Raw genomic sequence first — 25,439 nt, 5'->3', positions numbered from 1 at the left:
CCGGAAGGAATAGGGCAAATATCCCGCCGCAGCTTTGCGCAATACCGCGGCAGCAGGATCGCTAGCATGCGCTGGATGCCTAGCCAAGTTGAACTCTACGAACAAATGAGCCTGCTGTCGTCCGGCATGGTCGCCGCGGTGCGCGCGCGCGACTGGGACAGGCTGACCGAACTCGAACGCGACGCCAGTTGCCTGCGCGACACCCTGACGACCGCGCCTGAAGGCAGCGAGTCGCTAACCGCCGATCTGGCGCGCAAGCACAGCCTGATCCAGCGCATCCTCGACGACGATGCCGAAGTGCGCCGCCATACCGAACCCTGGATGGAAAGAGTGTGCCAATTCCTCGGCGGTGAGCGCCGCCACGATCCCCCGCAGGCCCGCAGCACCGAAGCCGGCGAGACCGCCGCCGGCGGTTGCGGCGCCTGAGTCCGGCGCGAACTCCGCTCAGCGGCTGCGCTTCGCCTTTTCGTAGAGCGGCATCACCTGCGGCAGATGCTTTTCGATGTCCTTGATGCGACTGTCGCCCGCCGGGTGGGTCGACAAAAACTCCAGCGGCGCGCGGCTGTTGGCGGCCGCCATCTTCTGCCACAGGCTGATTGCGGCGCGCGGATCGAAACCCGCCCGTGCGGCCAGGTCGAGCCCGACCACATCGGCTTCGGATTCGTCATCGCGCGAAAACTTCAAGGACAGCAGGTTGCCGCCGAGCTGGAAGGCGCCGGAATAGCGCCCGCCACCCACCAGTTCGCCGAGCAGGCTGGCGCCGAGCTGGGTCAACTGGCTTTTAGCGATGCGCTCGCGCGCGTGCTCGCGCAGGGCATGGGCGATCTCGTGGCCCATGACCATCGCCACCTCGTCGTCGGTCAGCTTGAACTGATCGAGGATCCCGCTGTAGAAGGCGATCTTGCCGCCGGGCATGCAGAAAGCATTGATCTGCTTCGAACCGATCAGGTTGATTTCCCATTGCCACTGCCGCGCCCGCGGGTTGTAGCGATCGACCAGGGGAATCATGCGCGCGGCGATCGCCCGCAGCCGTATCACCTGCGGATGCTCGTCCAGCCCCAGCGCGCGCTTGGCGGCTGCCTGGCGCTTGAGCTCGCCGTATTGCTGCGCCGCCTGCTTTTCCACCGTGGCGGCCGGCACCAGATTGGCCATCGCCGAGGGCTTGCCGACCTCGACGCCGTCCGCCAGCACCGGCAGGCCCGCCGCGAGCGCCAGCAAAGCGATCAGCGTGCGCAGCATCGATTTACTCGCCTTCGCCGCCCAGCACTTCGAGCAGATGCCCCAGCAGTTGCGCCAGTTCGCCGCTCATCAACGCGAAATCGGCGGCGAACAGGTCGTCGGCATTCTCCGACTGACGCTCGGCATCCTCCTTGAGCATGTCGAGGAAGGCCAGCTTCTTGATCTGCAACTGCTCGGTCAGCACGAAGGAAACGCGGTCGTTCCAGGTCAGTGCCAGGCGCGTCGCCGACTTGCCGCCGGCAATGTGGCTGCGTACCTCTTCGCTGTCCAGGTTGTGGCGCACGTAGCGCACTGCCGCGCGCTCCTCGGCCGCCGCGCACAGTTCGCAATCGCGGTCGATGCTGAAGCTGCCCGGGGCGTGGCCCGCCGCCAGCCACTGCGTCATCGCGGTAGCCGGCGCCAGCTGCGTCTTGACCAGGGTCACCGGCAGTTCGCCGAGCGACAGTTTCAGGTGCTCCATGACTTCGTCGGCGCGGGTGCTGGATGAAGCGTCCACCAGCAACCAGCGGTTGACCGGATCGATCCAGACATAGGTGAGTCCGCGCTTGACGAAGGCGCGCGGCAGCAATTCGATCTCCAACTGCTCGACGACTTCGCGCGCCTGCTTGCGCCCCGGCTTGTAGCCCTGCGCCGCCTCGATTTCGGCCAGCTTGGCCTGGGCATACTGGCGCACCACGGAGGCCGGCAGCAATTTCTGTTCGACGCCGAGGGCGATCAGCTGCTGGCGGGCGACAGCGAACACCAGCGCGCCCTCTTCGCCGCGCGGCGGCACCCAGCCGCGCGCTACCCTGTCGGTGGCGCCGCAGCCCTGGAAGAGTCCCTTGCGCAGGGCTTCCGCCAGCGCGTCGGTGCTATAGGCCCAGTCGGGAGTGAGGCGGAAAATCTGGAGATTGCGAAACCACATGGCGAGAAGGCGAGGAATGAAAGGACGCCCATTCTAGGGCGTGTGCCACCCATTGAGTTGCGCCGCATCGCCAGCAAGCGGGCTCCTACCAGTCCAGGCCGAGCCGCCGCCCCGGTAGGAGCGAGCTTGCTCGCGATTGGGTTGTTTATTGAACGGCGGCGAGCGCGGCGCTGGCCGCGGCTTCGGCGGCACGCCGGGTCTTGCCGGCGCGCGCCGGCATGTGGCAAAGGCCGCAGACATAGCCGCGCGTCGGATCATAGGCATGGGCGACGAAGTCGCCGCCGCACTCGCGACAAGTGGCCATCTGCAGCATGCTGGCATCGAAGAAGCGCACCATGGTCCAGGCCCGGGTCAGCGACAGCACGGTATCCAGGCCGCCGCGCTTGACCTGGTCGAGATACATCCGGTAGGACTTGATGATCAGCTCCAGCCCGGTCAGTTGCGTATGCGACTTGAGGAAGCGGTAGTAGGCCATGAACAGCGAGGCATGGATATTCGGCTGCCAGGTCATGAACCAGTCGGTCGAGAAGGGCAGCATGCCCTTGGGCGGCGACTCGTGGCGGACTTCCTTGTACAGCTTGAGCAGACGCTCGCGCGACAGGTTGGTTTCCGCCTCCAGCAGTTGCAGGCGGGCGCCGAGTTCGATCAACTCGATCGCCAGGCCGATATCCTTCGCTTCTATGATGACCGATTTGTTGCGCATGGTGATTCTCCGCAGCGTGACGCTTGATTTGGACGACGGCCTTGTCAGGCAAGGGTTGCGACGGGCCGCCCGGCGGCGAGAATCGCCGCATGCAGGTGTCCCACGCCGCGATCGCGCTCGTGGTTGGCGAGCAGGTCGAGCAACAGGGTGTCGTCGAAGCGGAAGCTGCACAGCAGCATGTCGGAACTGGCCATTTTCAGAACCTGGCCCGGCGTCAGGCGCCCCAGTACATCGGCAATCTCTTGACTGATGCCCAGACGAAAAATGGCCGCCTCGCGATCGGAGCGAACCATGTTCTGCGCCAGCATCAGGTAGGAGAGATTGACTTCCTTTATGTCGTTGTAGGTGTCGGTCGATTTCATCATGCACTCCTTGTGAGCGCCGGCCAGGCCCGAATTGGAGCCCGAATCACGGCAGATGCATGATCACACAGGCCATGACAAGAAAGAAATCAGTGGAAAAACCATTCTATTGTAAGAATTAGATACAACAGCTTTGTAAGAGAAAACATTACAAAATAGCCATATCCGTTTGTTTATTTAGTTATTTTTAGCGCACTCCCGCGCCGCTACTGGATTTCCCCGGCTGCGACCTCCGCCAATAACACGGCGCTCGGCCCTGAGTCGGCCCCGTCGACTAAACCGGGCGCAGCGAGAAAGGCGGGTTCGACTGCACGGTCGCCACGGTATTGCGGCTGCGCTTGGCGAGATAGGCGCCCTGGTCCGCCAGCCGGATCAGGGCATCCGGGTCCGCCACCGACGCATCGCGCACGGAGACGCCGATGCTGACACTGCCGCGCACCGCCTGAGCACCGCCGACTATCGGCAAGCTCGAGACCGCGGCGCGCATGCGGTCGGCGCAAGCCATCGCCGCCTGCAGCGTGGTATCGGGACAGATCACCAGGAATTCGTCGCCGCCGCTGCGCGCCAGCACGTCCTGCGCCCGCATCTCGTCCTTGAAGGCGCTGGCCACGAGCTTGAGAACCATGTCGCCGGCGACATGGCCGTGGCTGTCATTGACCTGTTTCAGGTTGTCGATGTCGATGACCATGCATGACAGCGGACGCTGGCTGCGTGTCGCCATCGCCCATTCCTGCTGGATCCGGTCCATGGCGCAGCGCCGATTGGGGCAGCCGGTCAGCAGGTCGGTCATGCCCACGTCCTGCAACTGCTGGTTGCTCACCGACAGCTCGGCGGAAATACGCCGGATTTCCTCCTGCTCGCGCGCAAGTTCCTCCTGCAGCCGGGCCACGCGCTGACCGGCGCGCAGGCGCGCCGCCAGCACCGTTGGCGGCACGGGCAGGCAGAGGAAATCGTCGGCGCCGGCCGCGAAGGCCCGCACCAGTTCCGCGTCATCGGCACGGGCGGCGAGAACCATGACGTAGATGCTGCGTCCGGCCTTGAACTGGCGCAGCGTGCGGGTCAGTTCGAGGCCGTCCAATTCCGCCGCCTGCGCGTCGACCAGCATGATCTGCGGCTGCAATTCGACGGCCATGGCCAGGCCCTGCCGGCCATCTGCCGCCTCGAACACCTGATGTCCGGCCGTGGTCAAGGCGCCGCAGAGCGGATTGCGGACTCGTGCCTGGTCGCCCACCACCAGTATGCACATGCGATCGGCGGTGGTCCCGACGACGGCGACGGCAGGGGCGGCCGGCGCAACCGGCGTCGGCGCGGGCTGCTGAAGCCCGGGCGATTCCTCGAAGTGCGGTGCCGGGCCGGTTTTGACGCCGAGCAGGGCGCCCCACTCGCGCCATTCGTGGGCGATCCGGTCACACTGCGCGATCAACGTCTCGTCCTTGAGCGAAAGTCGCGCGCCGAGTTGAAACAGCCTGGGCATCAGCGCACGCCACTCGCTCGGCGGCGCAACGCAGATATCGGCAATGAGATCGGCCAGCGCGAGGATGTTCTTGGCATTGTAGGATCCGGAGCCTTCCGGATAAGCCTGCGACTCGGGCAGGTCGAAGCCATCGACTGCCGCGATATATGCCACGGGCAGGCCGCAATCCTGCATCACCGACGCCGCGATCGTCGCATGGGTGATGGCGAATGCCTCAAGTTCGAGATCCGGTAGACGCGCGTCGGGTGCCGCGCACCGGCGCTGCAGCAGGTCCGAGTACTGCTGCGGAAACAAGGTGGCCAGAACCAGTTCACCGCAGCGCGCCAGCAAGCCGGCGCTGAACGCATCCGCCGGCGGGCAGCCGTCGCACGCTGCCGCCAGCAACTGCAGCGTCAGCGCCCGCACCAGTGCCTGCGACCAGTAGCGCGGGTAGTCGAAGTTGCGACATGGGCCGCTTCGATAGTTCGCCAGCAGCGAGAACCCGGTAGCCAGCGCCCGCACCGCCGGCACGCCCAGCACATTCACCGCATCGCGCAGCGAAATCACCGGGCCATGGTCCGCACCGCCCACGCCATTGGCAACCTTGATCACCTGCACCGAGAATGCCGGATCGGCCTTGATGGCATGGGCCAGCACCGCCAGCGAGGTGGTTTCCCTTTGGGTCAGGCGAACCAGCGCCAAGGCCGCGCCCTTGGGCAGCGGGTAGGCCTCCATGGCCTTGATTTCCTCAAGCCGCGTACGTCCGGTAAAGTCCAACTCGGAATGGGTTTTTTCGCTTGTCATTGGCTGGCTTATATCACCATTTCGTCGCCGCGAGCAACGCCGAAAGGGATGTTTCGCAGGCTAGAATAAGTTCATGGACCCGGCCATGAACTTTTGCAGCGCCTGCGGCGCACCCGTCACGCTGCGCGTACCCGCCGGCGATTCCCTGCCGCGCCATGTCTGCGATGCCTGCGGGGCGATTCACTACCGCAACCCACGCCTGGTGGTGGGAGCACTGCCCGAATGGGAAGACCGCATCCTGCTCTGCCGCCGCGCCATCGAGCCACGCCACGGCAAATGGACCTTGCCGGCCGGCTTCATGGAAAACGGCGAGACCGTCGCCGCCGCGGCCATGCGTGAGACCCTCGAAGAAGCCTGCGCGCGCATCGAACTGGGTGAGATGTACACCCTGATCAGCGTGCCGCACATACACCAGGTGCATGTCATCTACCGTTCGCAGTTGCTCGATCTTGACTTCGCCGCCGGCGTGGAAACCCTCGAACTGCGCCTGTTCCGGGAGGACGAAATTCCCTGGGACGACATCGCCTTTCGCACCATTGCCATCACCCTGAGACACTACTTCGCCGATCGCCGCGCCGGACAGTTCGGTTTCCATACCGAAGACCTGACCGCACCGCCGCCGCGCTGAAGACCCGGCTACTGCTCCTCGAGGTTGAAGACCACCGGCAGCACTACCGCGAAGGCCTGGCCGCGCAAGCTGTCCGGCACGCGCGCGCGCAAGGCGCCGGCATCGATCATGGCCAGCGCCGCCTGATCCAGCGCCTCATGGCCGCTGGAGTGAGCCACGGTGGCGGCGCGCGGCCGACCGTCGCGGCCGACCTCGACGCGGATGTCGGCGCTCCCCGCCCACCCGGAAGCCATCGCCTGCGTCGGGTAGCGCTTGTAGCGCCGCGCCTGGGTCGCCACCGCGAGCCGATAGCCGCGCAGACCGTCCACCACCTCGGCGGAGGCGCCGGCCTCGGTCAGCGGGGAAGCGCCGGCCGCTGCCGCGACCGGCCCAGCAGTTGTAATGGCCGGGACGGACGACGGCGCCGGGCCGGACATCGGCTTCAAATCCGGAACAGGCGATAGCGCGGGTGATCGCGGAACCGAAGCAGGCTCGGGCCGCTCTAATGGGACTGGCTCCGGTTTGTATGCGGGCGGCGCAAGAGTAGGCGCTGGCGCCACGGCGCGTTGCGGCGGTTTGGGCGAAAACCCGGGCGACATCGGCGCGGGCAGCGGGTGCGGCAACTGGCGCAGCGAAGCCTGCAGTTGAGAAGGCGTATCCTTCGTCAGGAGGCTTGGACTGGCCGGCCAGAGTAACAGCAGGTGCAGCAGCAACGAAGCAGCGATGGAATAGAGCAGCCGTCGCCTTGCTGATCCCTTCAACCCCGGACTATGAAAAGTCATTGCGCTCTGCTAAATTCTTGCCAATACAGGATTCTATAGAGATGAGTAGCCATCCGCTGATCCTTACCCTCGACCAACACGGTGTGCCGCACCGTTGGGTGAGTTGGCAGCATGCCTGCATTTATGTCGCGCGCGACCTGGTGGCGTGGGATGCGGGCGATACTCATTTCATTTTCTACGGCGGTACCAACCGCGTCACCGGCGAACGCTCCGAGCTTGCCACCAGCAGCATCATCGCGATACGCGGCAAGGCCCTCTCGGGCAAGTCCCTGCATCCGACCCCGCCGCTGTCGAACCGCGAACTGTTCCACCGCGATCGCCACATCTGCGCCTACTGCGCCCGCGAGTTCTCCTCGCAGCGGCTGACCCGCGACCATATCCTGCCGGTTTCTCAAGGCGGCCGCGACAACTGGATGAACGTCGTCACCGCCTGCCGCAACTGCAACCAGACCAAGAGCGGACGCACTCCCGAACAGGCGCGCATGGAACTGGTCTACGCGCCCTACGTGCCGAACAAGGCCGAATACCTGATCCTCAGCAACCGCAACATCCTCGCCGATCAGATGGACTTCCTCGCCCGCCACGTGCCGTCGCAGAGCCGCGTGCGCGCTGCTTAAGAGCGGGCACGACCGAAGCTTCCGCCTCGCAGTATCATCCGCCGTCATGACGGATAGCAATGACGGCGCAGTTCCCTCGAAACCATTTCAGCCACGCTGTCTGGTCATCGACCTCGAAGTCGGCAAGAAGAATGGGCGCCTCCAGCAAATCGGTGCGCTACGCGCCGACGGTGACGAGCGCCTGCACTGGCGGGGCGGCGAATCCGGTGCCGGACTCGACCAACTCGATGCGCTGGCCGACGGCGCGGCCTTCGTCCTCGGCCACAACATCATTGGCTTCGATCTGCCGCAACTTGCCTCCTTGCGCCCCGGACTGCAACTGCTCGGGCTGCCTGCCGTTGACACGCTGCGCCTCAACCCGCTCGCCTTTCCGCGCAATCCCTACCATCACCTGGTCAAGCACTATCAGGATGGTCCGCTCGCCAGCGGCTATCGCAACAACCCGCTGAAGGATGCGGAACTCGCCCTGAACCTTTTTCGCGATCAGCAAGATGCGCTGCACGCCCTCAATACTGAAGCCCCGCGGCGGCTGGCCGCCTGGCACTGGCTGACGACCCAGGACGACACCGTCAGCGGCATGAACCGCTTTTTCATGACCCTGCGCGACAGCCCGCGCCCTTCCCGTGCCGAAGCGCGAACGGCAATCCTCGCCTGCCTCGACGGGCAGAGCTGTCAAACGCAGCGCGACGAGGTGCTGACCGATGCCGAGAACGACGGCTGGCCCTTGGCCTACGCCCTGGCCTGGCTGTCGGTGGCCGGCGGCAACTCGGTGATGCCGCCGTGGGTGCGCCACCAGTTTCCCCAGGCCGGCGAAATCGTGCGGCGTCTGCGCGATACCGCCTGCACCGACCCGAGCTGCGCCTGGTGCCGCGAGCATCACGATGCCAACAAGGCGCTGCAACACTGGTTCGGCTTCTCCGACTTCCGCCCCAAACCGGCGGACGCGGAAGGTCGCCCCTTGCAGCAAGCCATCGTCGAAGCGGCCATGGCGGGCAGCCATGTGCTGGGCATCCTGCCCACCGGGACCGGCAAGTCGGTGTGCTACCAGATTCCGGCGCTTTCGCGCTTCGACAAGACCGGCGCGCTGACCGTGGTCATCTCGCCGCTGGTGGCACTGATGGCCGACCAGGTCGCCGGCCTCAGGAACCGTCACGGCATCGATTCCTGCGAGGCGCTCAACGGCTTGCTTTCCATGCCCGAACGCAGCGACGTACTCGACCGCGTGCGCCTGGGCGACATCGGCATTCTGATCGTCTCGCCCGAACAGTTGCGCAACCGCACCTTGCGCCGTGTGCTGGAGCAGCGCGAAATCGGCGCCTGGGTGCTCGATGAAGCCCATTGCCTGTCGAAATGGGGCCACGACTTCCGCCCCGACTATCGCTACGTCAGCCGCTTCATCAAGGAAAGGGCCGGCGCCGGCGCGGTGCCGCCGGTGCTGTGCCTGACCGCCACGGCCAAGCCCGATGTCATCGCCGAGATCCTCGCGCATTTTCGCGAGAAAGTCGGCATCGAACTGACTTGCATGGATGGCGGCGCCAACCGCCACAACCTCGACTTCCTGGTGGCGCCCACCAACCCGGCGACCAAGTTCGACGACGTGCACCGCTGGATCGAGGCGGAACTGCCGGCGGGCGCAAGCGGCGGCGCCATCGTCTATTGCGCGACGCGCAAACGGACCGAGGAGATTGCCGCCTTCCTGCGCGACAAGGGACTGACGGCGGGCTGCTTCCACGCCGGACTCTCGCCCGAAGTCAAAAAGAACATGCAGGCCGGTTTCATCGGCGGCGAACTGCGGGTGATTGCCGCCACCAATGCCTTCGGCATGGGCATCGACAAACCCGATGTGCGCCTGGTGATCCACGCCGACATTCCCGGCTCGCTGGAAAACTACCTCCAGGAAGCCGGCCGCGCCGGGCGCGACCAGGAAAATGCGCGCTGCGTGTTGCTCTATACCATGGAGGACGTGGAGCGCCAGTTCGGCATGTCGGCCCGCTCGCGGCTGTCGCAAAAGGAAATTCGCGCCATCCTCAAATCGCTGCGCCGGCTCGACAGCAGGAAGCGCCGGGAAGGCAAAGGCGGTGACGAGGTGATCGCCACCTCCGGCGAGATTCTGGCCGAGGACAGCGATGCCGATTTCGTGCGCGACTCGGCCACCGACGACACCCGCGTGCGCACCGCGATTTCCTGGCTGGAGGAATCCGCCCTGCTCAGCCGCGAGGAAAACCGGGTGCAGATATTCCCGTCGTCGCTGCGCGTCATGTCGATCGACGAAGCGCGCAAGAAGCTGCTCGGCAAAACGATTGCCGAAGACTACAAGCGGCAACTGCTCGCCCTGGTCGACGCGCTGATCGCCGCCGATGCCGACGAGGGCATCTCGACCGACGAACTGTTGGGCGTCGCCGGACTGTCCTCCACTCGCTTGCGCAAGGCCTTTGCCGATCTGGAAACGCTGGGACTGGCCAGCAACGATGCTGCGCTCACGGCCTATGTGCATGTCGGTACGCCACACCCCTCGAAGGCGCGCCTGGAAGCCGCCGCGCGGCTCGAAGCGGCGCTGATCGCCGAGCTGCGCGCCGCCGCGCCGGATCTGGCCAAGGGCGAAAGCGTGCCCTTACACCTGCGCCTGGTCTGTCAGCATCTGAAGAACGCCGGCCACGCAAGCGCTCTGCCGGACAGCGTGCGTCGACTGCTGAAAAGCCTGTCCGCCGACGGCCGCGACGAGGAAGGCGGCAGCGGCAGCCTGGGCCTGCGCCGCTTGAGCGAAGAAAGCCTGCAGGTCACTTTGCAGCGCGACTGGCCGGCGCTGGAAATGACGGCCGATCTGCGTCGCCTGGCGGCGCAACACCTGCTCGACCATCTGCTGGCGCGCCTGCCGGCCGGCGCGCGCGGCGCCGATCTGCTGGCGGAAACCACCATGGGACACCTGAGCGCGGTGATCGAGGGCGACATCGACCTGAAGCAGAGGGTGAAAGACCCGCAAAAACTGATCGAACGCGCCCTGCTCTGGCTGCACGAACAGGAGATCATCCGCCTCAACAAGGGGCTGACCGTGTTCCGTCCGGCCATGACCATCCGCCTCGACAGCGACTGGAAGAAGCAGTTCGGGGCCACCGATTTCGCGCCGCTCAAACTGCACTACGAGGAGCAGGTGCTGCAAATTCACGTCATGGCCGAATACGTCCAGCTCGGCCTGGACAAAATAGCGGACGCACTGCGGCTGGCGAAGGACTATTTCGCCCTGACCCAGGACGAGTTCCTGCAACGCTGGCTGCCGGGACGCGACAAAGAGCTCCAACGCCAGACCACGCCGGAATCGTGGCGCGGCATCGTCGAGTCGCTGGGCAACAAGGCGCAGCGCGACATCGTCGCCGACGAACGCGAGAGCGCCAACGTGCTGGTGCTGGCCGGCCCCGGCTCGGGCAAGACGCGGGTGCTGGTGCATCGCATCGCCTATCTGGTGCGCTGTCGGCGCGAAGACCCGCGCGGCATTCTGGCGCTGGCCTACAACCGCCACGCCGCCGCGCAGATTCGGCAACGCCTCCACGCGCTGATCGGCGGCGACGCGCGCGGCGTCATCGTGCTCACCGTGCATGCGCTGGCGATGCGGCTGACCGGCACCAGCTACGCCGAACGAGCCGCCCAGGCGAAGAGCAACGGCAATGACGATTTCTTTCGCAGCGTCCTGCTCGAAGCCACGGCGCTGCTCAAGGCCGACGATCTGCCGGCCGACGATGGTGACGTGGGCGACGGAGGCGACGATGGCGGCGGAGTCAACGATGGCGGTGCCACGCGCGAGCGGTTGCTGGGCGGTTTCCGCTGGATTCTGGTCGATGAATACCAGGACATAGGCCGCGAACAGTACGAACTGATCGCCGCGATTGCGGGCCGCACGCGCGCCGACGAGGACAAGATCAACCTGCTTGCCGTCGGCGACGACGACCAGAACATCTATGCCTTTGCCGGAGCTTCGATCGAGTTCATCGGTCGCTTCGAGACCGACTACAAGGCGAAGCCGGCGTATCTGATCGACAACTACCGCTCCACTGCGCACATCATCGCCGCGGCCAACGCCTTGATCGCCGCCGTGTCGGGCCGCATGAAAACCGCGCATCCGATCCGCATCGACCGTCTGCGCAGCAAGGCGCCCGCCGGCGGCGACTGGCAGCAGCGCGACAGGGTCGGCCAGGGGCGCGCACAGATACTGCCGGCCGGCGCGGACGCATTCAGCCAGGCGATGGCGGTGATGGCGGAGTTCGAACGCATGGCAAGCCTTGACCGCGACTGGAACTGGGCGGCCTGCGCCGTCATCGCGCGGGAGTGGAAATGGCTGGAGCCGGTGCGCAGCTATTGCGAGTGGCGCGGCATTCCGGTGCAACTGGCCAGCGAAGACAGCGGCCAGTTCTGGCGCTTGCGCGAAACCCAGGCATTGCTCGCCGCCATCGCGGCGCGCAAGTCGCCGCTCGTCACCGCGCAGCAACTCGAGCTCTGGCTGCATGAGCACGCCATCGCCGGCAATCCTCACCATGCGCTGCTGGCCGGGGCGCTGGCCGACTACGCGCTGGAAAGCGGCGACGCAGAACTGCCTGCCGCACATTTTCGCGAATGGCTGTCCGAATGGGGGCATAAGGCACGTCAGCGACAAAACGGTTTGCTGCTGGTCACCGCGCATGGCGCCAAGGGGCTGGAGTTCGACCACGTCATGGTGCTCGACGGCGGCTGGAAAAGCGGTCGCAACGAAGACCCGGCGGCCGTCACCCGCCTTTACTACGTGGCGATGACCCGGGCCAGGAATACCCTCTGCCTCTCTCGCCTCGCTGGCCTCAATGCGCCGCATCACCCGCTGCTCGACAGCCTGGCGGAGGGGCCGCATCTGCTGCGCCGAGCGCCGGTCGATCTGCCACCAGCCCCGCTGGAACTGCAACGTCGCCATATCCTGCCATCGCTTGGGGATATCGACCTTGGCTACGCAGGACGCAAGCCGGTGACCGATGCCATCCATTCCACCATCGCCCGCCTGTCGTTCGGCTCGGCGCTGCGCCTCGAAGCGACGGGCAAGGGCTGGCGATTGTTGAACGAGCAGCGCAATGTCGTCGGCAAGATGGCGAGAGATTTCAAGCCGCCGGAAGGCATGCACTGCATCAATGCCAGCGTGCACTGCATCCACGTTCGCGACAAGGTGCAGTCCGATCCGGAGAAATATGGCGAGCCGCGCTGCGAGCGCTGGGAGGTCGTCGTGCCGGAGTTGATCTTCGCGCCCGGAGAACAGGGATAATGGCGGAACTTGCGCGGCCCTCCCGCCGTCTCACCATCCGCTACGGCGAGGAGAGCGTTTTTTGCTCGACCGCCTTGTAGCGCAGTTGCTTCATCAGAGCCGACTTTTGACGCATCCCGACCTCCATGAACTTTTTCGCCGCTCTCGACGCATCTTGAACACGCCGGCCCCGCGCCCGCTGACCGCTTATCGCCCCTATTGGGCCAAGCGCTTCGGCACCGCCCCCTTCCTGCCCATGTCGCGCGCCGAAATGGACAAGCTGGGTTGGGACGAATGCGACATCATCCTGGTCACCGGCGACGCCTATATCGACCACCCCAGCTTCGGCATGGCCCTGGTCGGCCGCCTGCTCGAAGCCCAGAGTTTCCGCGTCGGCATCGTCGCGCAGCCTGACTGGCACTCGGCGGACGATTTCAAGCGCCTGGGCAAGCCGAAACTGTTCTTCGGCATCACCGCCGGCAACATGGATTCGATGGTCAACCGCTACACCTCGGATCGCAAGATCCGCTCCGACGACGCCTACACGCCGAACGCCGCACCCGACCGCCGCCCCGACCGCGCCGTGATCGTGTATTCGCAGCGCGCCCGCGAGGCCTACCCCGAAGTGCCGCTGGTGATCGGCAGCATCGAGGCGTCCTTGCGCCGCATCGCGCATTACGACTACTGGTCGGACAAGGTGCGGCGCTCGATCCTGCCGCACTCCAAGGCCGACCTGCTGATCTTCGGCAATGCCGAGCGCGCACTGGTGGAACTCGCCCATCGCCTGGCGAAAGGCGAACGAATCGGCGAGATACGCGACCTGCGCGGCACCGCCTTCATGGTGCCGCATGGCTGGCTGCCGGGACCCGACTGGGCCGAGGCCGACTCGACCACGGTGGATACGCCGGGAGCGGTCCATGCGCATCCCGATCCCTATGCGATGCAGGCCACGGCGCCGACCCTGAAAGTTGGCGCTGGCGACCCGGCGATCGTGCGCCTCGTCGGCCGCGCCGAGCGCCTCGCGCAGCATAAGGCGGCCCGCGCGCACACCGCGATCCGCCTGCCGTCATACGAGCAGGTGCGCGACGACCCGGTGCTCTATGCCCACGCCTCGCGCACTTTCCATCTCGAATCGAATCCCGGCAATGCGCGCGCCCTGATCCAGGCCCACGGCGAAGGCGCGGCGCGGCGCGACGTCTGGCTCAATCCGCCGCCGATTCCGCTGTCCACCGAAGAGATGGACCACGTCTTCGGCCTGCCCTATGCGCGTGCGCCGCATCCCGCCTATGGCGACGCGCGGATTCCGGCCTGGGAAATGATCCGCTTCTCGATCAACATCATGCGCGGCTGCTTCGGCGGCTGCACCTTCTGCTCGATCACCGAGCATGAAGGACGCATCATCCAGAGCCGCTCCGAGGAATCGATCCTGCACGAGATCGAGGAAATCCGCGACAAGACGCCCGGCTTCACCGGCGTCATTTCCGACCTCGGCGGGCCGACCGCCAACATGTACCGCATGGCCTGCAAGGATCCGAAAATCGAATCCTCCTGCCGCCGGCTGTCCTGCGTCTATCCGGACATCTGTCCGAACATGAACACCGACCATGCGCCGCTGATCTCGGTGTACCGCAAGGCGCGCGCGCTGCCCGGCATCAAGAAGATCCAGATCAGTTCCGGCCTGCGCTACGACCTCGCGGTGCGCTCGCCCGAGTACGTCAAGGAACTGGTGACCCATCATGTCGGTGGCTACCTGAAGATTGCGCCCGAGCACACCCAGGAAGGCCCGCTGTCGAAAATGATGAAGCCGGGCATCGGCGCCTACGAGCGCTTCAAGCAGATGTTCGACAAGTTCTCCAAGGAAGCCGGCAAGGAGCAGTACCTGATCCCCTACTTCATCGCCGCCCATCCGGGCACCACCGACGAAGACATGCTGGAACTCGCGCTGTGGCTGAAGAAGAACGGCTTCCGCCTCGATCAGGTGCAGACCTTCCTGCCGACGCCGCTGGCCATCGCCACCGCGATGTGGCACACGGAGAAGAACCCGTTGCGCAAAGTCACGGCGGACTCCGAGTCAGTCGCCGTGGTGCGCGGCGGACGCCAGCGCAAACTGCACAAGGCCTTCCTGCGCTACCACGATGCCGAAAACTGGCCGCTGCTGCGCGAGGCCCTGAAAGCCATGGGCCGCAGCGACCTGATCGGGCCGGGCAAGCGCCACCTGATCCCGGCCTGGCAACCGGCCGGCACCGCATGCTCCACGGCGCCACGCCGGACCCCGCCGATCGCCGATGCGAAATCTCGGCCGCAAAAGTTGGCGCTGGCGACACGGCGCGCAACGCCTGCCGCGCCGGCCAAACCCAGCCCGCCCGCGCGCCGTCATCCGGACGTGCCGAGGCACCCGCTGTCACGCCACAAGGGCGGCTGAAGGCGAAATAAACTGAGGATTTTGAGCAGGTAGAATCGGGTGGCGGAGAGGGTGGGATTCGAACCCACGGATGCCTTGCGACATCGCCTGATTTCGAGTCAGGTACATTCGACCACTCTGCCACCTCTCCGCGAGGCGCGGATTATACCCGCGAAGCGGCCGTCGGTCACAGCACGCACGGAGGGAAAGCATTGTCGAAGCCGCTTCGCCTGATCTGCTGCCTTGCCCTGGCCTTGGCGACCGCCTGCGGCCGCATCGAGCCGCCTGTGGCAGACGGCAGGCTGGTGGTTGCGGTGCGAGAGACGCCAGCCTTTTTCCAGCAGCGCGAAGGCACCGTCGCGAGCGGCTTCGAACACGACCTTGTCACCGCCTTTGCCGTGAGCATCGGTCTCAAGGCGCACTTCATCAAGGCCGCCGATCCCTATGAACTCAACGATCTGGCCCTGGCCGGCCGGGTCCATCTGGCGGCATCGATGCCGCTGGGCAACGGTTCTTTGCAGTACTCGATCCCGATCCGCAGCGTCAGCCAATGGATAGTCGGTTACGCCGATGTCCTCGGACCCGGGAAAATGTCCGATCTCGCCGGACAAACCATCGAGGTGGTAGCGGGTTCGACGCTGGCCGACACGCTGCGCGGACTGGACGAACAATCACGCCCGCTGGTCGTCGAAGTACCCGGCGTCAACGAAATGGAACTGCTGGCGCGCGTTGCGGAACGCAAGGCGGCGCTGGTCGCCGTCCACGACATCAATCTCGACCTGGGCGTCAATTTCCACCCGGAGCTGAACCCCCTGCTGCAGCTGCCGGGCAAGCTGGAGTTTGGCTGGGCCTTCGGCGCGGACGGCGCCGACGAGCTGCGCGCCAAGGCCGATGCCTTCATCGCCGCGGCACGCGCCGACGGTACGCTGGCGCGCATTCATGACCGCTACTTCGGCCACATCAAGCGCATCAATGCAGAGGGCATCGCGAAATTCCTCGACGACACGAGAACCAGGCTGCCCAACTGGCGCCACCACTTTCAATCGGCACAGGAACTCTCCGGCATCGACTGGCGCCTGCTGGCCGCCCTGGCCTATCAGGAATCGCATTGGAATCCGCTGGCGACCTCGCCCACCAATGTGCGCGGCATGATGATGCTGACCGAGGACACGGCCGATTTGCTGCGCGTCAAGAATCGCCTCGATGGCGCGGAAAGCATCCGCGCCGGAGCGCGCTACCTGGCGCAGCTGGTGGACCAGATTCCGGCCAGTGCGGAGCATCCGGATCGGCTGTGGCTGGCGCTGTCGGCCTACAACCTGGGCATGGGTCACTTCCGCGGCGCACGCGCCATCGCCAAGAAGATGAAGCGCGATCCGGACGTCTGGTACGAAATGAAGCAGGTTCTGCCGCAACTGGCGCGGCCGGAAATCTATGCCCGGCTCAAGAGCGGCGCCGCGCGCGGCGGCGAGGCGGTGATCATGGTGGAGAACATCCGCAGCTACTACGACATCCTGCGTCGCTTCGAACCGGCCCACGACGCGCCTTTTTCGACGCAGCCGGCGTTCAGGCAGCGCGAATTGCCTCGGTCCCGCCCATCCATGGCCGCAGCGCCGCAGGAACCGTGACGCTGCCGTCCGCGTTCTGGTAATTCTCGAGCACCGCAACCAGTGTGCGACCCACCGCGAGGCCGGAGCCGTTCAACGTGTGCAGCAGCTCCGGCTTGTTCTTGTCGTTCCTGAAGCGGGCCTGCATGCGCCGGGCCTGGAAGGATTCGAAGTTGGAGCAGGAGGAAATCTCGCGATAAGTGTTCTGCGCCGGCAGCCAGACTTCGAGGTCGTAGGTTTTCGCCGCGGAAAATCCCATGTCGCCGGTGCATAGCGCCACCTTGCGGTAGGGCAGTTCGAGCTTCTGCAATACCGCCTCGGCATGGCCGGTGAGTTCTTCGAGCGCCTCCCACGACTGATCGGGGCGCACCATCTGCACCAGTTCCACTTTGTCGAACTGGTGCTGGCGGATCATGCCGCGCGTGTCCTTGCCGTAGCTGCCGGCCTCCGAACGGAAGCAGGGCGTGTGGGCGACGAACTTGAGCGGCAGCACATCGGCCATAAGAATCTCGCCGCGCACCATGTTGGTCACCGGGACTTCGGCGGTCGGAATCAGATAGAGCTTGCTGCCGTCGCTGCGCGGCACCATGAACAGGTCTTCCTCGAACTTCGGCAGCTGGCCGGTGCCGAACATGCTCTCGGGATTGACCAGGTAGGGCGTATAGACCTCGGTGTAGCCGTGCTCGTCGGTGTGCAGATCGAGCATGAACTGCGCGAGCGCGCGATGCAGGCGGGCGATCAGCCCCTTCATGACCGTGAAGCGGCTGCCGGAAATCTTCACCCCGGCCTCGAAATCCAGGCCGCCCAGTGCGGTGCCGAGATCGACGTGGTCGCGCGGCGCGGCGATCGCGCGCGGCGTGCCCCAGCGCAGAATTTCGACGTTGCCGGTTTCGTCCTTGCCGACCGGCACGCTCTCGTGCGGCAGGTTGGGAATCAGTTCGAGAAAGCTATCGAAGCGCGGCATCAGTTCCGCCAGCGCCGCCTCGCCGGCCTTGAGCTCGTCGCCCAAGCCGGCGACTTCGGCCATCACGGCGGAGGCGTCCTCGCCCTTGCCCTTGAGCATGCCGATCTGTTTTGACAGCGTATTGCGTTTGGCCTGCAAGTCCTGGGTGTGCACCTGCAGGCGCTTGCGCTCGGCTTCCAGCGCTTCGAAAGCCGCGGTGTCGAGCGTCACGCCGCGCAGGGCCAGGCGCTCGGCGACGAAGGGAAGATTGGTGCGAAGGAGTTGAATGTCTAGCATTTTTAAAACCTATTTAGCCACAGAGGACACAGAGATCACAGAGAAAAGCGTTTGATGCCGTCGGTCAGTTTTTGTTGGCCAAAATTGACCAAAAGGCCACGTTTCATACCGGACGCTTTCAAGTAGGACAAGACCTGAGCTGCTGCCACTTCCGGCAGCTTGTGCTGCGACTTTAGCTCCACTACCACCTCATCGGCAACAATGAGGTCGAGGCGCTGGCCGCTTATGTTCTTTTCCTTGTACCGTACGACAATATCAACCTGGCGGCGGATCGGCAGACCACGCAGTGAAAGTTCGTGACACAGCGCTTCTTCATAAATCGACTCGAGCAGCCCCGGACCGAGAATCCGATGTACTTCGATCGCCGCCCCAATAATCCGCTCCGTCACTTCATCCGACATGTCTTTCTCTGTGCCCTCTGTGTCCTCTGTGGCTAACGGGTTTTAGCCTTTGCGTCGAGTTCGCGCAGGTGGGCAAGTTTTTCGGCGATCTTCTGTTCCAGTCCTCGTGCCACCGGTTGATACCACTGCACGGCGGGCATGCCTTCGGGCAGGTAGGTTTCCCCGGCGGCATAACCCTCGGCTTCGTCGTGGGCGTAACGGTAGTCGGCGCCGTAGCCGAGCTCCTTCATCAGCTTGGTCGGCGCGTTGCGCAAATGCTCGGGTACGCCGCGACTCTTGTCCTTCCCGACGAACGCGCGGGCGGCATTATAGGCGACGTAGGCGGCGTTCGACTTGGGCGCCACGGCCATGTAGAGCACGGCGTTGGCCAGCGCCAGCTCGCCTTCCGGACTGCCCAGGCGCTCGTAGGTGGCGCAGGCGTTGAGCGCGATCTCCCAGGCGCGCGGATCGGCCAGGCCGACATCCTCGATCGCCATGCGCACGATGCGCCGCCCCATGTAGAGCGGATCGGCGCCGCCGTCGAGCATGCGCACCAGCCAGTACAGCGCGGCGTCCGGATTGGAGCCGCGCACGGATTTGTGCAGGGCCGAGATCTGGTCGTAGAAGGCGTCGCCACCCTTGTCGAAGCGGCGCAGGTCGGCGGCCAGCGCCTGCTCCAGAAAGTTGGCGCTGACGACACGGTGCTTGGCCGTGGCTGCGGCCGTACGCAACTGCTCCAGCACGTTGAGCAGGCGTCGCGCATCGCCGTCGGCATAGCCGATCAGGCGCTCGCGCGCGTCCGGCTCGAATTCGAGTTGATCGAGCGCCCTGGTCCGCGCGCGGTCGAACAGCTCGCCCAGCTCGGCTTCGTCGAGGCTCTTCAGCACATACACGGAAGCCCGCGACAGCAAGGCGGAGTTCACTTCGAAGGAAGGATTCTCGGTGGTAGCGCCGATGAAGGTCACCGTGCCGCGTTCGACGTAGGGCAGGAAGGCATCCTGCTGCGCCTTGTTGAAGCGATGCACTTCGTCGACGAACAGTATCGTGCGGCGGCCCTGCTGGGCCATGACTTCGGCCTGCTGCATCGCCTCGCGAATATCCTTGACGCCCGAAAATACGGCCGACAGCGCGATGAATTCGGCATCGAAGCTGTCCGCCATGAGGCGCGCCAGCGTGGTCTTGCCGACACCGGGCGGGCCCCAGAGGATCATCGAATGCGGCGTGCCCGATGAAAATGCCAGGCGCAGCGGTTTGCCTTCGCCCAGCAGGTGGCGCTGGCCGATCACCTCATCCAGCGTGCGCGGCCGCATCTGCTCGGCCAGCGGAGCGTGCGCGACCGACGCCGGAAACAGGTCACTCGCCGACAACGTCGGCCCCGGCCGGTGCGACGAAGCGGAACAGCGCAGCCGGCAGTGCCGGGTTGGCCTCGAACTGGGTGAAGCGCAGGACCGTCACCTGGCCGAAGCTGTCGTGGATTTCCATGCTCACCGGGCGGTTGGCGGTGAAGCCGATCTTGACCCGCTCGAAGCTCGCATCGCCGCCCTTGGGCGTGGCCTCGACGAACTCGATGCCGTCCGCCGCGGCGCCGTCCTTGAGTACGAAGTGCTTGTCCAGATCCTGGCCTGCGAGCAATGCGGCGGGGCTGGAACCGAAGGCAGTGCCGAGCTTTTTGACCGCGACCTGGTTCAGATCGGGATCGTAGCTCCACAGCTTGTTGCCGTCGCTGACCAGCAGCTGCTTGTAGGGCTTTTCGTAGGACCAGCGAAACTTGCCGGGACGCTGTAAGGCGAAGATGCCCGCCGACTGCTGCGGCTTGCGACCCGACTTGGCGATCACGGTTTGCACGAACACGCCGCGGGCGCTGCGGTTGGTATCAAGAAAGCTCTTGAGCTGGTCGAGGCCGCCGGCCTGGACGGGAGCCAAAAAACCGTAGCCAAAAAGGGCGCAGAGGACGTGGAGGGATATCTTCATGCCGCGATTATCGCAGCCCTGCGCTCCCGGTGGTCAATCCTGTCTTGCGGGCCCAATCACCTCGCGTCCGCCCGCACCGTTCATGGGCGAAACCAGGCCAGCCTTCTCCATGGCTTCGATCAGACGCGCGGCGCGGTTGTAGCCGATGCGCAGATGGCGCTGCACCAGCGAGATAGAGGGCCGCCGCGTCTTAAGCACCACTTCGACGGCTTGGTCGTACATCGGGTCGGACTCGGCATCGCCTGCCGTGTCACCAGCGCCAACTTCCGTGTCGTCAGTTGCCGGACCGTCGAGCAGGCCGTCGATGTAGTCCGGCGGCCCGACCTTCTTCAGATGATCGACGACGTGATGCACCTCCTCGTCGGCAACGAAGGCGCCATGCACGCGAACCGGCAGGCCGGTACCCGGCGCCAGGAACAGCATGTCGCCCTGGCCGAGCAGGGCTTCGGCGCCCATCTGGTCGAGGATGGTGCGCGAATCGATCTTGCTCGATACCTGGAAAGCGATGCGGGTCGGGATGTTGGCCTTGATCAGGCCGGTGATCACATCGACGCTGGGCCGCTGCGTCGCCAGGATCAGGTGGATGCCCGAAGCCCGCGCCTTCTGTGCCAGGCGCGCGATCAGTTCCTCGATCTTCTTGCCCACCACCATCATCAGGTCGGCCAGCTCGTCGATCACCACGACGATGTAGGGCAGCGGCTCCAGCGGCTCGGGGCCGATCTCGGTATTCGCCGTCAGCGAGAAGGGATTGGGAATGTGCTCGCCGGCCTTCTTCGCGTCATTGATCTTGCTGTTGAAGCCCGACAGATTGCGCACGCCGAGGGCCGACATCAGCTTGTAGCGCCGCTCCATTTCGCCGACGCACCAATGCAGCGCATTGGCCGCCTTGGTCATGTCGGTCACCACCGGCGCCAGCAGGTGCGGAATGCCTTCGTAGATTGACAACTCCAGCATCTTCGGATCGACCATGATCATGCGCACGTCCTTGGGTTCGGACTTGTAGATCAGGGACAGAATCATGGCATTGACCCCGACCGACTTGCCCGAACCGGTGGTGCCGGCCACCAGCAGGTGTGGCATCTTGGCCAGATCGACCACCACCGGCTGGCCGCCGATGTCCTTACCCAGGGCCACGGACAGCGGCGAATGCATGCCGTGGTAGGCCTGCGAGCCGATGATTTCCGACAGGCGCACGATTTGCCGCTTCGGATTCGGCAATTCCAGCGCCATGCAGGACTTGCCGGGCACGGTTTCGACCACGCGGATCGACACCAGCGACAGGGCCCGCGCCAGATCCTTGGCCAGGCCGACGATCTGGCTGCCCTTGACGCCGACCGCCGGCTCGATCTCGTAGCGCGTCACCACCGGCCCGGGATGCGCGGTCAGTACCTTGGCTTCGACATTGAAGTCGGCCAGCTTGCGCTCGATCAGGCGCGAGGTGAATTCCAGGGTCTCCGCGGCCGGCAGATCGGCGGGATTGTGCGAGGGCTCGGCCAGCAGGTGCAGCGGCGGCAGGGCGCCGCCAGGAGCATCGAAAAACAAGGGCGCCTGACGCTCCTTTTCGGCCCGCGCCACGGCCTTGGGCGCGACCGGCACGACGATTTCGACAGGCTCGATCCTGACCGGCGGCAAAGGGCTTTCCTCGACCTTGCGCCGCTCGGTTTCCACCACCTCCTCGCGTTGCTCGGCGACGGCGCGGCCGTAGCGCCTGTCCTGCCAGCGGTCCCACAAGCTGCGCAGGCCGATATAGCCGCCCTCCAGCAGAACGCCGAACTTTTCGGCGATGACTATCCACGATGCACCGGTAAATAGGCTGAAGCCGATCATCGCCAGCACCAGCAAAATCAAGGTGCCGCCGGTATAGCCCAGAAACAGCGTGATGAGACGGCCGACCTCGAAACCCAGCATGCCGCCCGACCCCAGCGGCAGGGATAGCGCCAGACTCCAGAAGCGCATGGCCTCCAGGCCACAGCTGGCCAGCAACAGCATGAGAAAGCCCGACAAGGCAATCAGCAAGGGACGCCGGTCGCCACCGAACAGGCGGCTCAGGCGGTGGTAGCCCCATGCCAGCATAAAAAACGGCAGGGCCACCCACCACCAGGCGGAGAGCCCGAACAGATACAGCAGCAGATCGCTCAGCCAGGCGCCGAAGCGTCCGCCCGGATTGACGATGCGTTCCACCACGGCCGCGTGCGACCAGCCTGGATCTGCCTTGTCGAAACCCCAGAGCACCAGCCCCAGATAAAGTCCGATGAGGCCCACCAGCAGCCAGCGCGCCTCATGCACCAGCAAGGCGATTTTTTCCGGTAGCGGAGTCGAAGCGGATTCGGATGTGCTGATAGCACTCATGGCGAGGAGCGGATCGGGCGTTCCACCCGGACCGAAATGACGGACACTGGCAAATTATGGCGGTCCGTCGGGGTGCTCAAGCCAAAAAAAAGCCGACCAAGTCAGCCTTTGTTCCGCTCTTGCGGCAAGAGATCGGACGCCAACTCAGCCTGCAAGCCGCGACCGATCCTTCCCAAATGCAGATTACCGAGTACCCAGTGCGGCCTTGGCCAGTTGCTGGATGTCGGGATTGTTAGGCTGGCGCGCGAGCATGTTGCGAGCCACCATCTTCAGATCGTCGGCCATCCCATGTTCCTGGAACACCGAATACAGGAACAACTCCGGCGTCACATCGTCAGGCGCCGCTGCCGCCCGCATGGATTCATAAGCGGCCACCGCATCGGCAACTTCGTCCTTGCTCGCCGCGGTCTCCGCCTTCGCCGAGCGCACAACAAGGCCGCCCACCCGTGAAGTGTTCATCAGTTCGGAAATGCGGGCCAGCTTTTGCGGCACCGCGGCCGGCAATTGCACCACCTCTGGCTTGCTGCCTTTGAGCAATTCACCGCCCGCCGAGGTCGCGACAAAACTGCCCGGCCCTACCCATGACTCCTGGCGACTGGCCGTGGTGTAGCTGATGCGGATCTTGCTGGCAGCCGTGGCCAGCACGACCTTGTCACCATGACGCAACCTCATATAGGGCTGAGCCTTGCGCGCCGGGCCTTCCTTGCTTTGGTAACTCACCTCACCCTGCAAGGCGTTTACCAGGGCAACATCGCCGGCTGCCTCCTGCGCAAGAACTCCACCCGTCACCAGCGCGGCGACAGCCAGCGCACTCATTTGAAAGAAGGTTCTGAATATCATGGCGGTCACCAATTGGGAACGAACTCGACCCGACGATTCATGGCACCGGTCGGGTTATCGGTGTCGCGCAACTTATCGCTGGAAAGCCCTGCTGTCTCGATATTGCTCAATCCGAACTCGGCCTCCAGGAAACTCTTGACCGACTCGGCTCGGTTCTTCGACAAACGACGATTTGTCGCCTCACTGCCCGTAGCGTCCGTGTGACCCTCGATTGCCAATGACTGCCAGACACCGGCTTTGCGTTGCAGCGCAGCGCCCACCGACCTCAGGAAACCCTTTCCTTCTTCGGTCAGCATCGCCGAACCGCGAGCAAAAGTGATCTGGATCGTGTCGAGTGACGACTTGGGAATCACGCTCTGACAACGCAGCCCGATTTTTTCCATTTGTGCGCACTCATCCTTGAGCGCGACGATTTCTTTTGGAAACAAGGCACCTTCAACCTCTTCCACCTTGGGATTAGGGGAGTTGATGGACACCGTCTGGCGCATCTCATCATCTGCGGCGAACGCCACACCACACATGGAAGACACCAACAGCGCCGTAACAACTGCATGCTTAATCATGGCCAACCTCCGTTAATCCATTGCATCCAACTATTTGAAGTTAAAACATACAGTCACGTGCAACACCAAGTCAACGACAAATGTCACGGACGCCAGCAACTCCTGGCAAGAACAACAAACAGATAGTTCCCTCATAGTACAAATCCCGTTCATTGGCAAGCCAGTGCGTCGTTGCCGTAAGTGCCGTCGCACAATTCCATCCCCGCCAATCCGGTACTGTCGTCCACCGCCGGCTGGCCCGGCCCCGCTGACGTGACCACTCCACGACGCAACACCTTGCTGGCGTTCTCCTTCGCGAAGCCCGATTCGCGAATTTCCGTGGTCTGGTTACGGATGTCGAGATAGGCGGCATCCAAGGCACCTGTTAACTGGGCATTGGTCGCGTCGACACCGTTGTACTTGACGATCCGGTGCAAGGGATCGCCAGAAAACTCGTACTTAGGCTGCACCGCGTCGTCGCCAATCAAAAAGATGGTGCCGTCGCCGATTCCGTCGCCAAATACCTGAACCAGACCGCTGGTCTGAACGCGCAAGCCCTTGATGGTGGGGGCATTCGCATCTCCGATGACGCCATTGGCGGGAAGGGTGCGAATCGTCAGGGCGGCCGTCGGACCCAGCGGAGCGGTCGCAGTGACAAGACCTTCCGTTCCGTTCGTAATGAAGGCGCTGCCATTCGGTGCCTCCAGAGTCACATTGGCCGCCGTGATGCCGACATTGGTAGTCGTCAAATCCGATGGCCGTACCGTTCCCACTTCGATTCTGGTCGCATTGAGCCAAACCTGGTTGCCGGCACCCGCGATCAGTGAAACGCTGCCGCTGAGAGCATTGAGATTCTTAAGGAGAATGTCTCCGGTATTTGTGAAGGCCCACAGGTTGCCCCCCACCGTCAGTACACCGCTCTCGGTAATCCCACTACCGGCCGTGACATCGAGATATCCGGAAACCGTCGATGAGGCGAGGTCAATACTCCCCGTATCATTTAGCCGAACGTCCTTGCCGCTGACAACCGTGACAGTGCCGCCAAAGTCATTCCCACTGTCTAGAGTGATGTCGTTGGCCGCCCCTGCCGAGAGGCTGGTGGTGCCGGTGATGGCCAAGTTGCCCGAGTCGGTGATGGCGTCAGCCGCCGTAACAACGAGGTTGCCGCTGACGGTGGTGGCGGCAAAGTCGATCGCCCCGATATCGTTGAGCGTCACGTTGCTGCCGCTGACCACCGTGACGGCACCGCCAAAGTTGTTGGCATTGTCGAGAACGATGTTGTTGGCCGCCCCTGCCGTGAGGCTGGTAGTGCCGGTGATGGCCAGGTTGCCCGAATCGGTGATGGCGTCAGCCGCCGTAACAACGAGGTTGCCGCTGACGGTGGTGGCGG

20 protein-coding genes and 1 tRNA gene are annotated in these 25,439 nt (G+C 64.5%); 6 read left to right on the top strand and 15 right to left on the bottom strand.

The genetic code is table 11. The features are described 5' to 3' along the window. The first annotated feature begins 75 nt into the window (after window positions 1-75). Window positions 76-426 carry a flagellar protein FliT gene (locus RMO95_RS05985; protein WP_310449682.1) on the top strand — a complete coding sequence of 117 codons (351 nt, stop codon included), beginning with the start codon at window positions 76-78 and terminating at the stop codon, window positions 424-426. 18 nt (window positions 427-444) lie between these two features. Here RMO95_RS05985 and RMO95_RS05980 read toward each other — a convergent pair whose 3' ends face one another. From RMO95_RS05980 to RMO95_RS05960, 5 genes are all read right to left on the bottom strand, one after another. Then, window positions 445-1,239: a M48 family metallopeptidase gene (locus RMO95_RS05980; protein WP_310449681.1), complete on the bottom strand. Its 795-nt coding sequence runs from the start codon at window positions 1,237-1,239 to the stop codon at window positions 445-447. Window positions 1,240-1,243: 4 nt separating this feature from the next. After that, window positions 1,244-2,143, bottom strand: coding sequence for a recombination-associated protein RdgC (locus RMO95_RS05975; protein ID WP_310449680.1), 900 nt, complete (start codon window positions 2,141-2,143; stop codon window positions 1,244-1,246). Between the two features lie 145 nt (window positions 2,144-2,288). Next, window positions 2,289-2,846, bottom strand: coding sequence for a flagellar transcriptional regulator FlhC (gene flhC / locus RMO95_RS05970; protein ID WP_310449679.1), 558 nt, complete (start codon window positions 2,844-2,846; stop codon window positions 2,289-2,291). A 44-nt stretch (window positions 2,847-2,890) separates the two neighbouring features. Then, window positions 2,891-3,208: a flagellar transcriptional regulator FlhD gene (gene flhD / locus RMO95_RS05965; RefSeq protein ID WP_310449793.1), complete on the bottom strand. Its 318-nt coding sequence runs from the start codon at window positions 3,206-3,208 to the stop codon at window positions 2,891-2,893. A gap of 274 nt (window positions 3,209-3,482) precedes the next feature. Further along, a complete protein-coding gene (locus RMO95_RS05960) occupies window positions 3,483-5,465 on the bottom strand; it encodes a diguanylate cyclase (protein ID WP_310449678.1) in 1,983 nt (660 codons plus the stop codon). Window positions 5,466-5,550: 85 nt separating this feature from the next. Here RMO95_RS05960 and RMO95_RS05955 point away from each other — a divergent pair, with 85 nt between their 5' ends. Beyond that, window positions 5,551-6,093, top strand: a complete 543-nt coding sequence (locus tag RMO95_RS05955; RefSeq protein ID WP_310449677.1) for an NUDIX hydrolase — start codon at window positions 5,551-5,553, stop codon at window positions 6,091-6,093. Between the two features lie 8 nt (window positions 6,094-6,101). Here the strand turns inward: RMO95_RS05955 and RMO95_RS05950 are convergent, their stop codons facing one another. Beyond that, window positions 6,102-6,509: a TonB family protein gene (locus tag RMO95_RS05950; protein WP_310449792.1), complete on the bottom strand. Its 408-nt coding sequence runs from the start codon at window positions 6,507-6,509 to the stop codon at window positions 6,102-6,104. A gap of 386 nt (window positions 6,510-6,895) precedes the next feature. On the opposite strand from RMO95_RS05950, the gene RMO95_RS05945 reads away from it, so the two are divergent. The 3 genes from RMO95_RS05945 (at window position 6,896) to RMO95_RS05935 (ending at window position 15,144) form a co-directional block, all read left to right on the top strand. Next, window positions 6,896-7,471, top strand: a complete 576-nt coding sequence (locus tag RMO95_RS05945; RefSeq protein ID WP_310449676.1) for an HNH endonuclease — start codon at window positions 6,896-6,898, stop codon at window positions 7,469-7,471. A gap of 46 nt (window positions 7,472-7,517) precedes the next feature. Further along, the gene (locus tag RMO95_RS05940; RefSeq protein ID WP_310449675.1) at window positions 7,518-12,743 is read left to right on the top strand and encodes a RecQ family ATP-dependent DNA helicase; all 5,226 of its coding nucleotides are present in this window, start codon (window positions 7,518-7,520) and stop codon (window positions 12,741-12,743) included. A 235-nt stretch (window positions 12,744-12,978) separates the two neighbouring features. Beyond that, complete coding sequence (locus tag RMO95_RS05935) at window positions 12,979-15,144, top strand: YgiQ family radical SAM protein (protein ID WP_409574930.1); 2,166 nt, start codon at window positions 12,979-12,981, stop codon at window positions 15,142-15,144. A 40-nt stretch (window positions 15,145-15,184) separates the two neighbouring features. Here the strand turns inward: RMO95_RS05935 and RMO95_RS05930 are convergent. Then, window positions 15,185-15,274: transfer RNA gene (locus RMO95_RS05930), tRNA-Ser, on the bottom strand. A 61-nt stretch (window positions 15,275-15,335) separates the two neighbouring features. On the opposite strand from RMO95_RS05930, the gene mltF reads away from it, so the two are divergent. Then, complete coding sequence (gene mltF, locus RMO95_RS05925; protein WP_310449673.1) at window positions 15,336-16,748, top strand: membrane-bound lytic murein transglycosylase MltF; 1,413 nt, start codon at window positions 15,336-15,338, stop codon at window positions 16,746-16,748. Here the strand turns inward: mltF and serS are convergent. The 8 genes from serS to RMO95_RS05885 all read right to left on the bottom strand — a co-directional run. Beyond that, on the bottom strand, window positions 16,687-17,967 hold the full coding sequence (gene serS / locus RMO95_RS05920) for a serine--tRNA ligase (RefSeq protein WP_310449672.1): 1,281 nt from the start codon (window positions 17,965-17,967) through the stop codon (window positions 16,687-16,689). The genes mltF and serS overlap by 62 nt on opposite strands. Window positions 17,968-18,002: 35 nt before the next feature. Next, on the bottom strand, window positions 18,003-18,368 hold the full coding sequence (locus tag RMO95_RS05915) for a GxxExxY protein (protein ID WP_310449671.1): 366 nt from the start codon (window positions 18,366-18,368) through the stop codon (window positions 18,003-18,005). A gap of 32 nt (window positions 18,369-18,400) precedes the next feature. After that, complete coding sequence (locus RMO95_RS05910; protein ID WP_310449791.1) at window positions 18,401-19,657, bottom strand: replication-associated recombination protein A; 1,257 nt, start codon at window positions 19,655-19,657, stop codon at window positions 18,401-18,403. 43 nt (window positions 19,658-19,700) lie between these two features. Beyond that, window positions 19,701-20,318, bottom strand: a complete 618-nt coding sequence (lolA, locus tag RMO95_RS05905; RefSeq protein WP_310449670.1) for an outer membrane lipoprotein chaperone LolA — start codon at window positions 20,316-20,318, stop codon at window positions 19,701-19,703. Window positions 20,319-20,351: 33 nt separating this feature from the next. Further along, on the bottom strand, window positions 20,352-22,667 hold the full coding sequence (locus RMO95_RS05900; RefSeq protein WP_310449669.1) for a DNA translocase FtsK: 2,316 nt from the start codon (window positions 22,665-22,667) through the stop codon (window positions 20,352-20,354). 183 nt (window positions 22,668-22,850) lie between these two features. Then, a complete protein-coding gene (locus tag RMO95_RS05895; protein WP_310449668.1) occupies window positions 22,851-23,519 on the bottom strand; it encodes a hypothetical protein in 669 nt (222 codons plus the stop codon). Beyond that, window positions 23,513-24,070, bottom strand: coding sequence for an OmpA family protein (locus RMO95_RS05890; protein WP_310449667.1), 558 nt, complete (start codon window positions 24,068-24,070; stop codon window positions 23,513-23,515). Before RMO95_RS05890 ends, RMO95_RS05895 begins: the two co-directional genes overlap by 7 nt. Before the next feature lie 149 nt (window positions 24,071-24,219). Next, a partial coding sequence (locus RMO95_RS05885; protein WP_310449666.1) for a hypothetical protein occupies window positions 24,220-25,439 on the bottom strand: 1,220 nt, incomplete at its 5' end.

Origin of the sequence: Sulfuritalea sp. (genome assembly GCF_031426875.1) — a bacterium.
GTDB lineage: Bacteria > Pseudomonadota > Gammaproteobacteria > Burkholderiales > Rhodocyclaceae > Sulfuritalea.
This window is presented reverse-complemented; position numbering and strand designations above follow the sequence as displayed.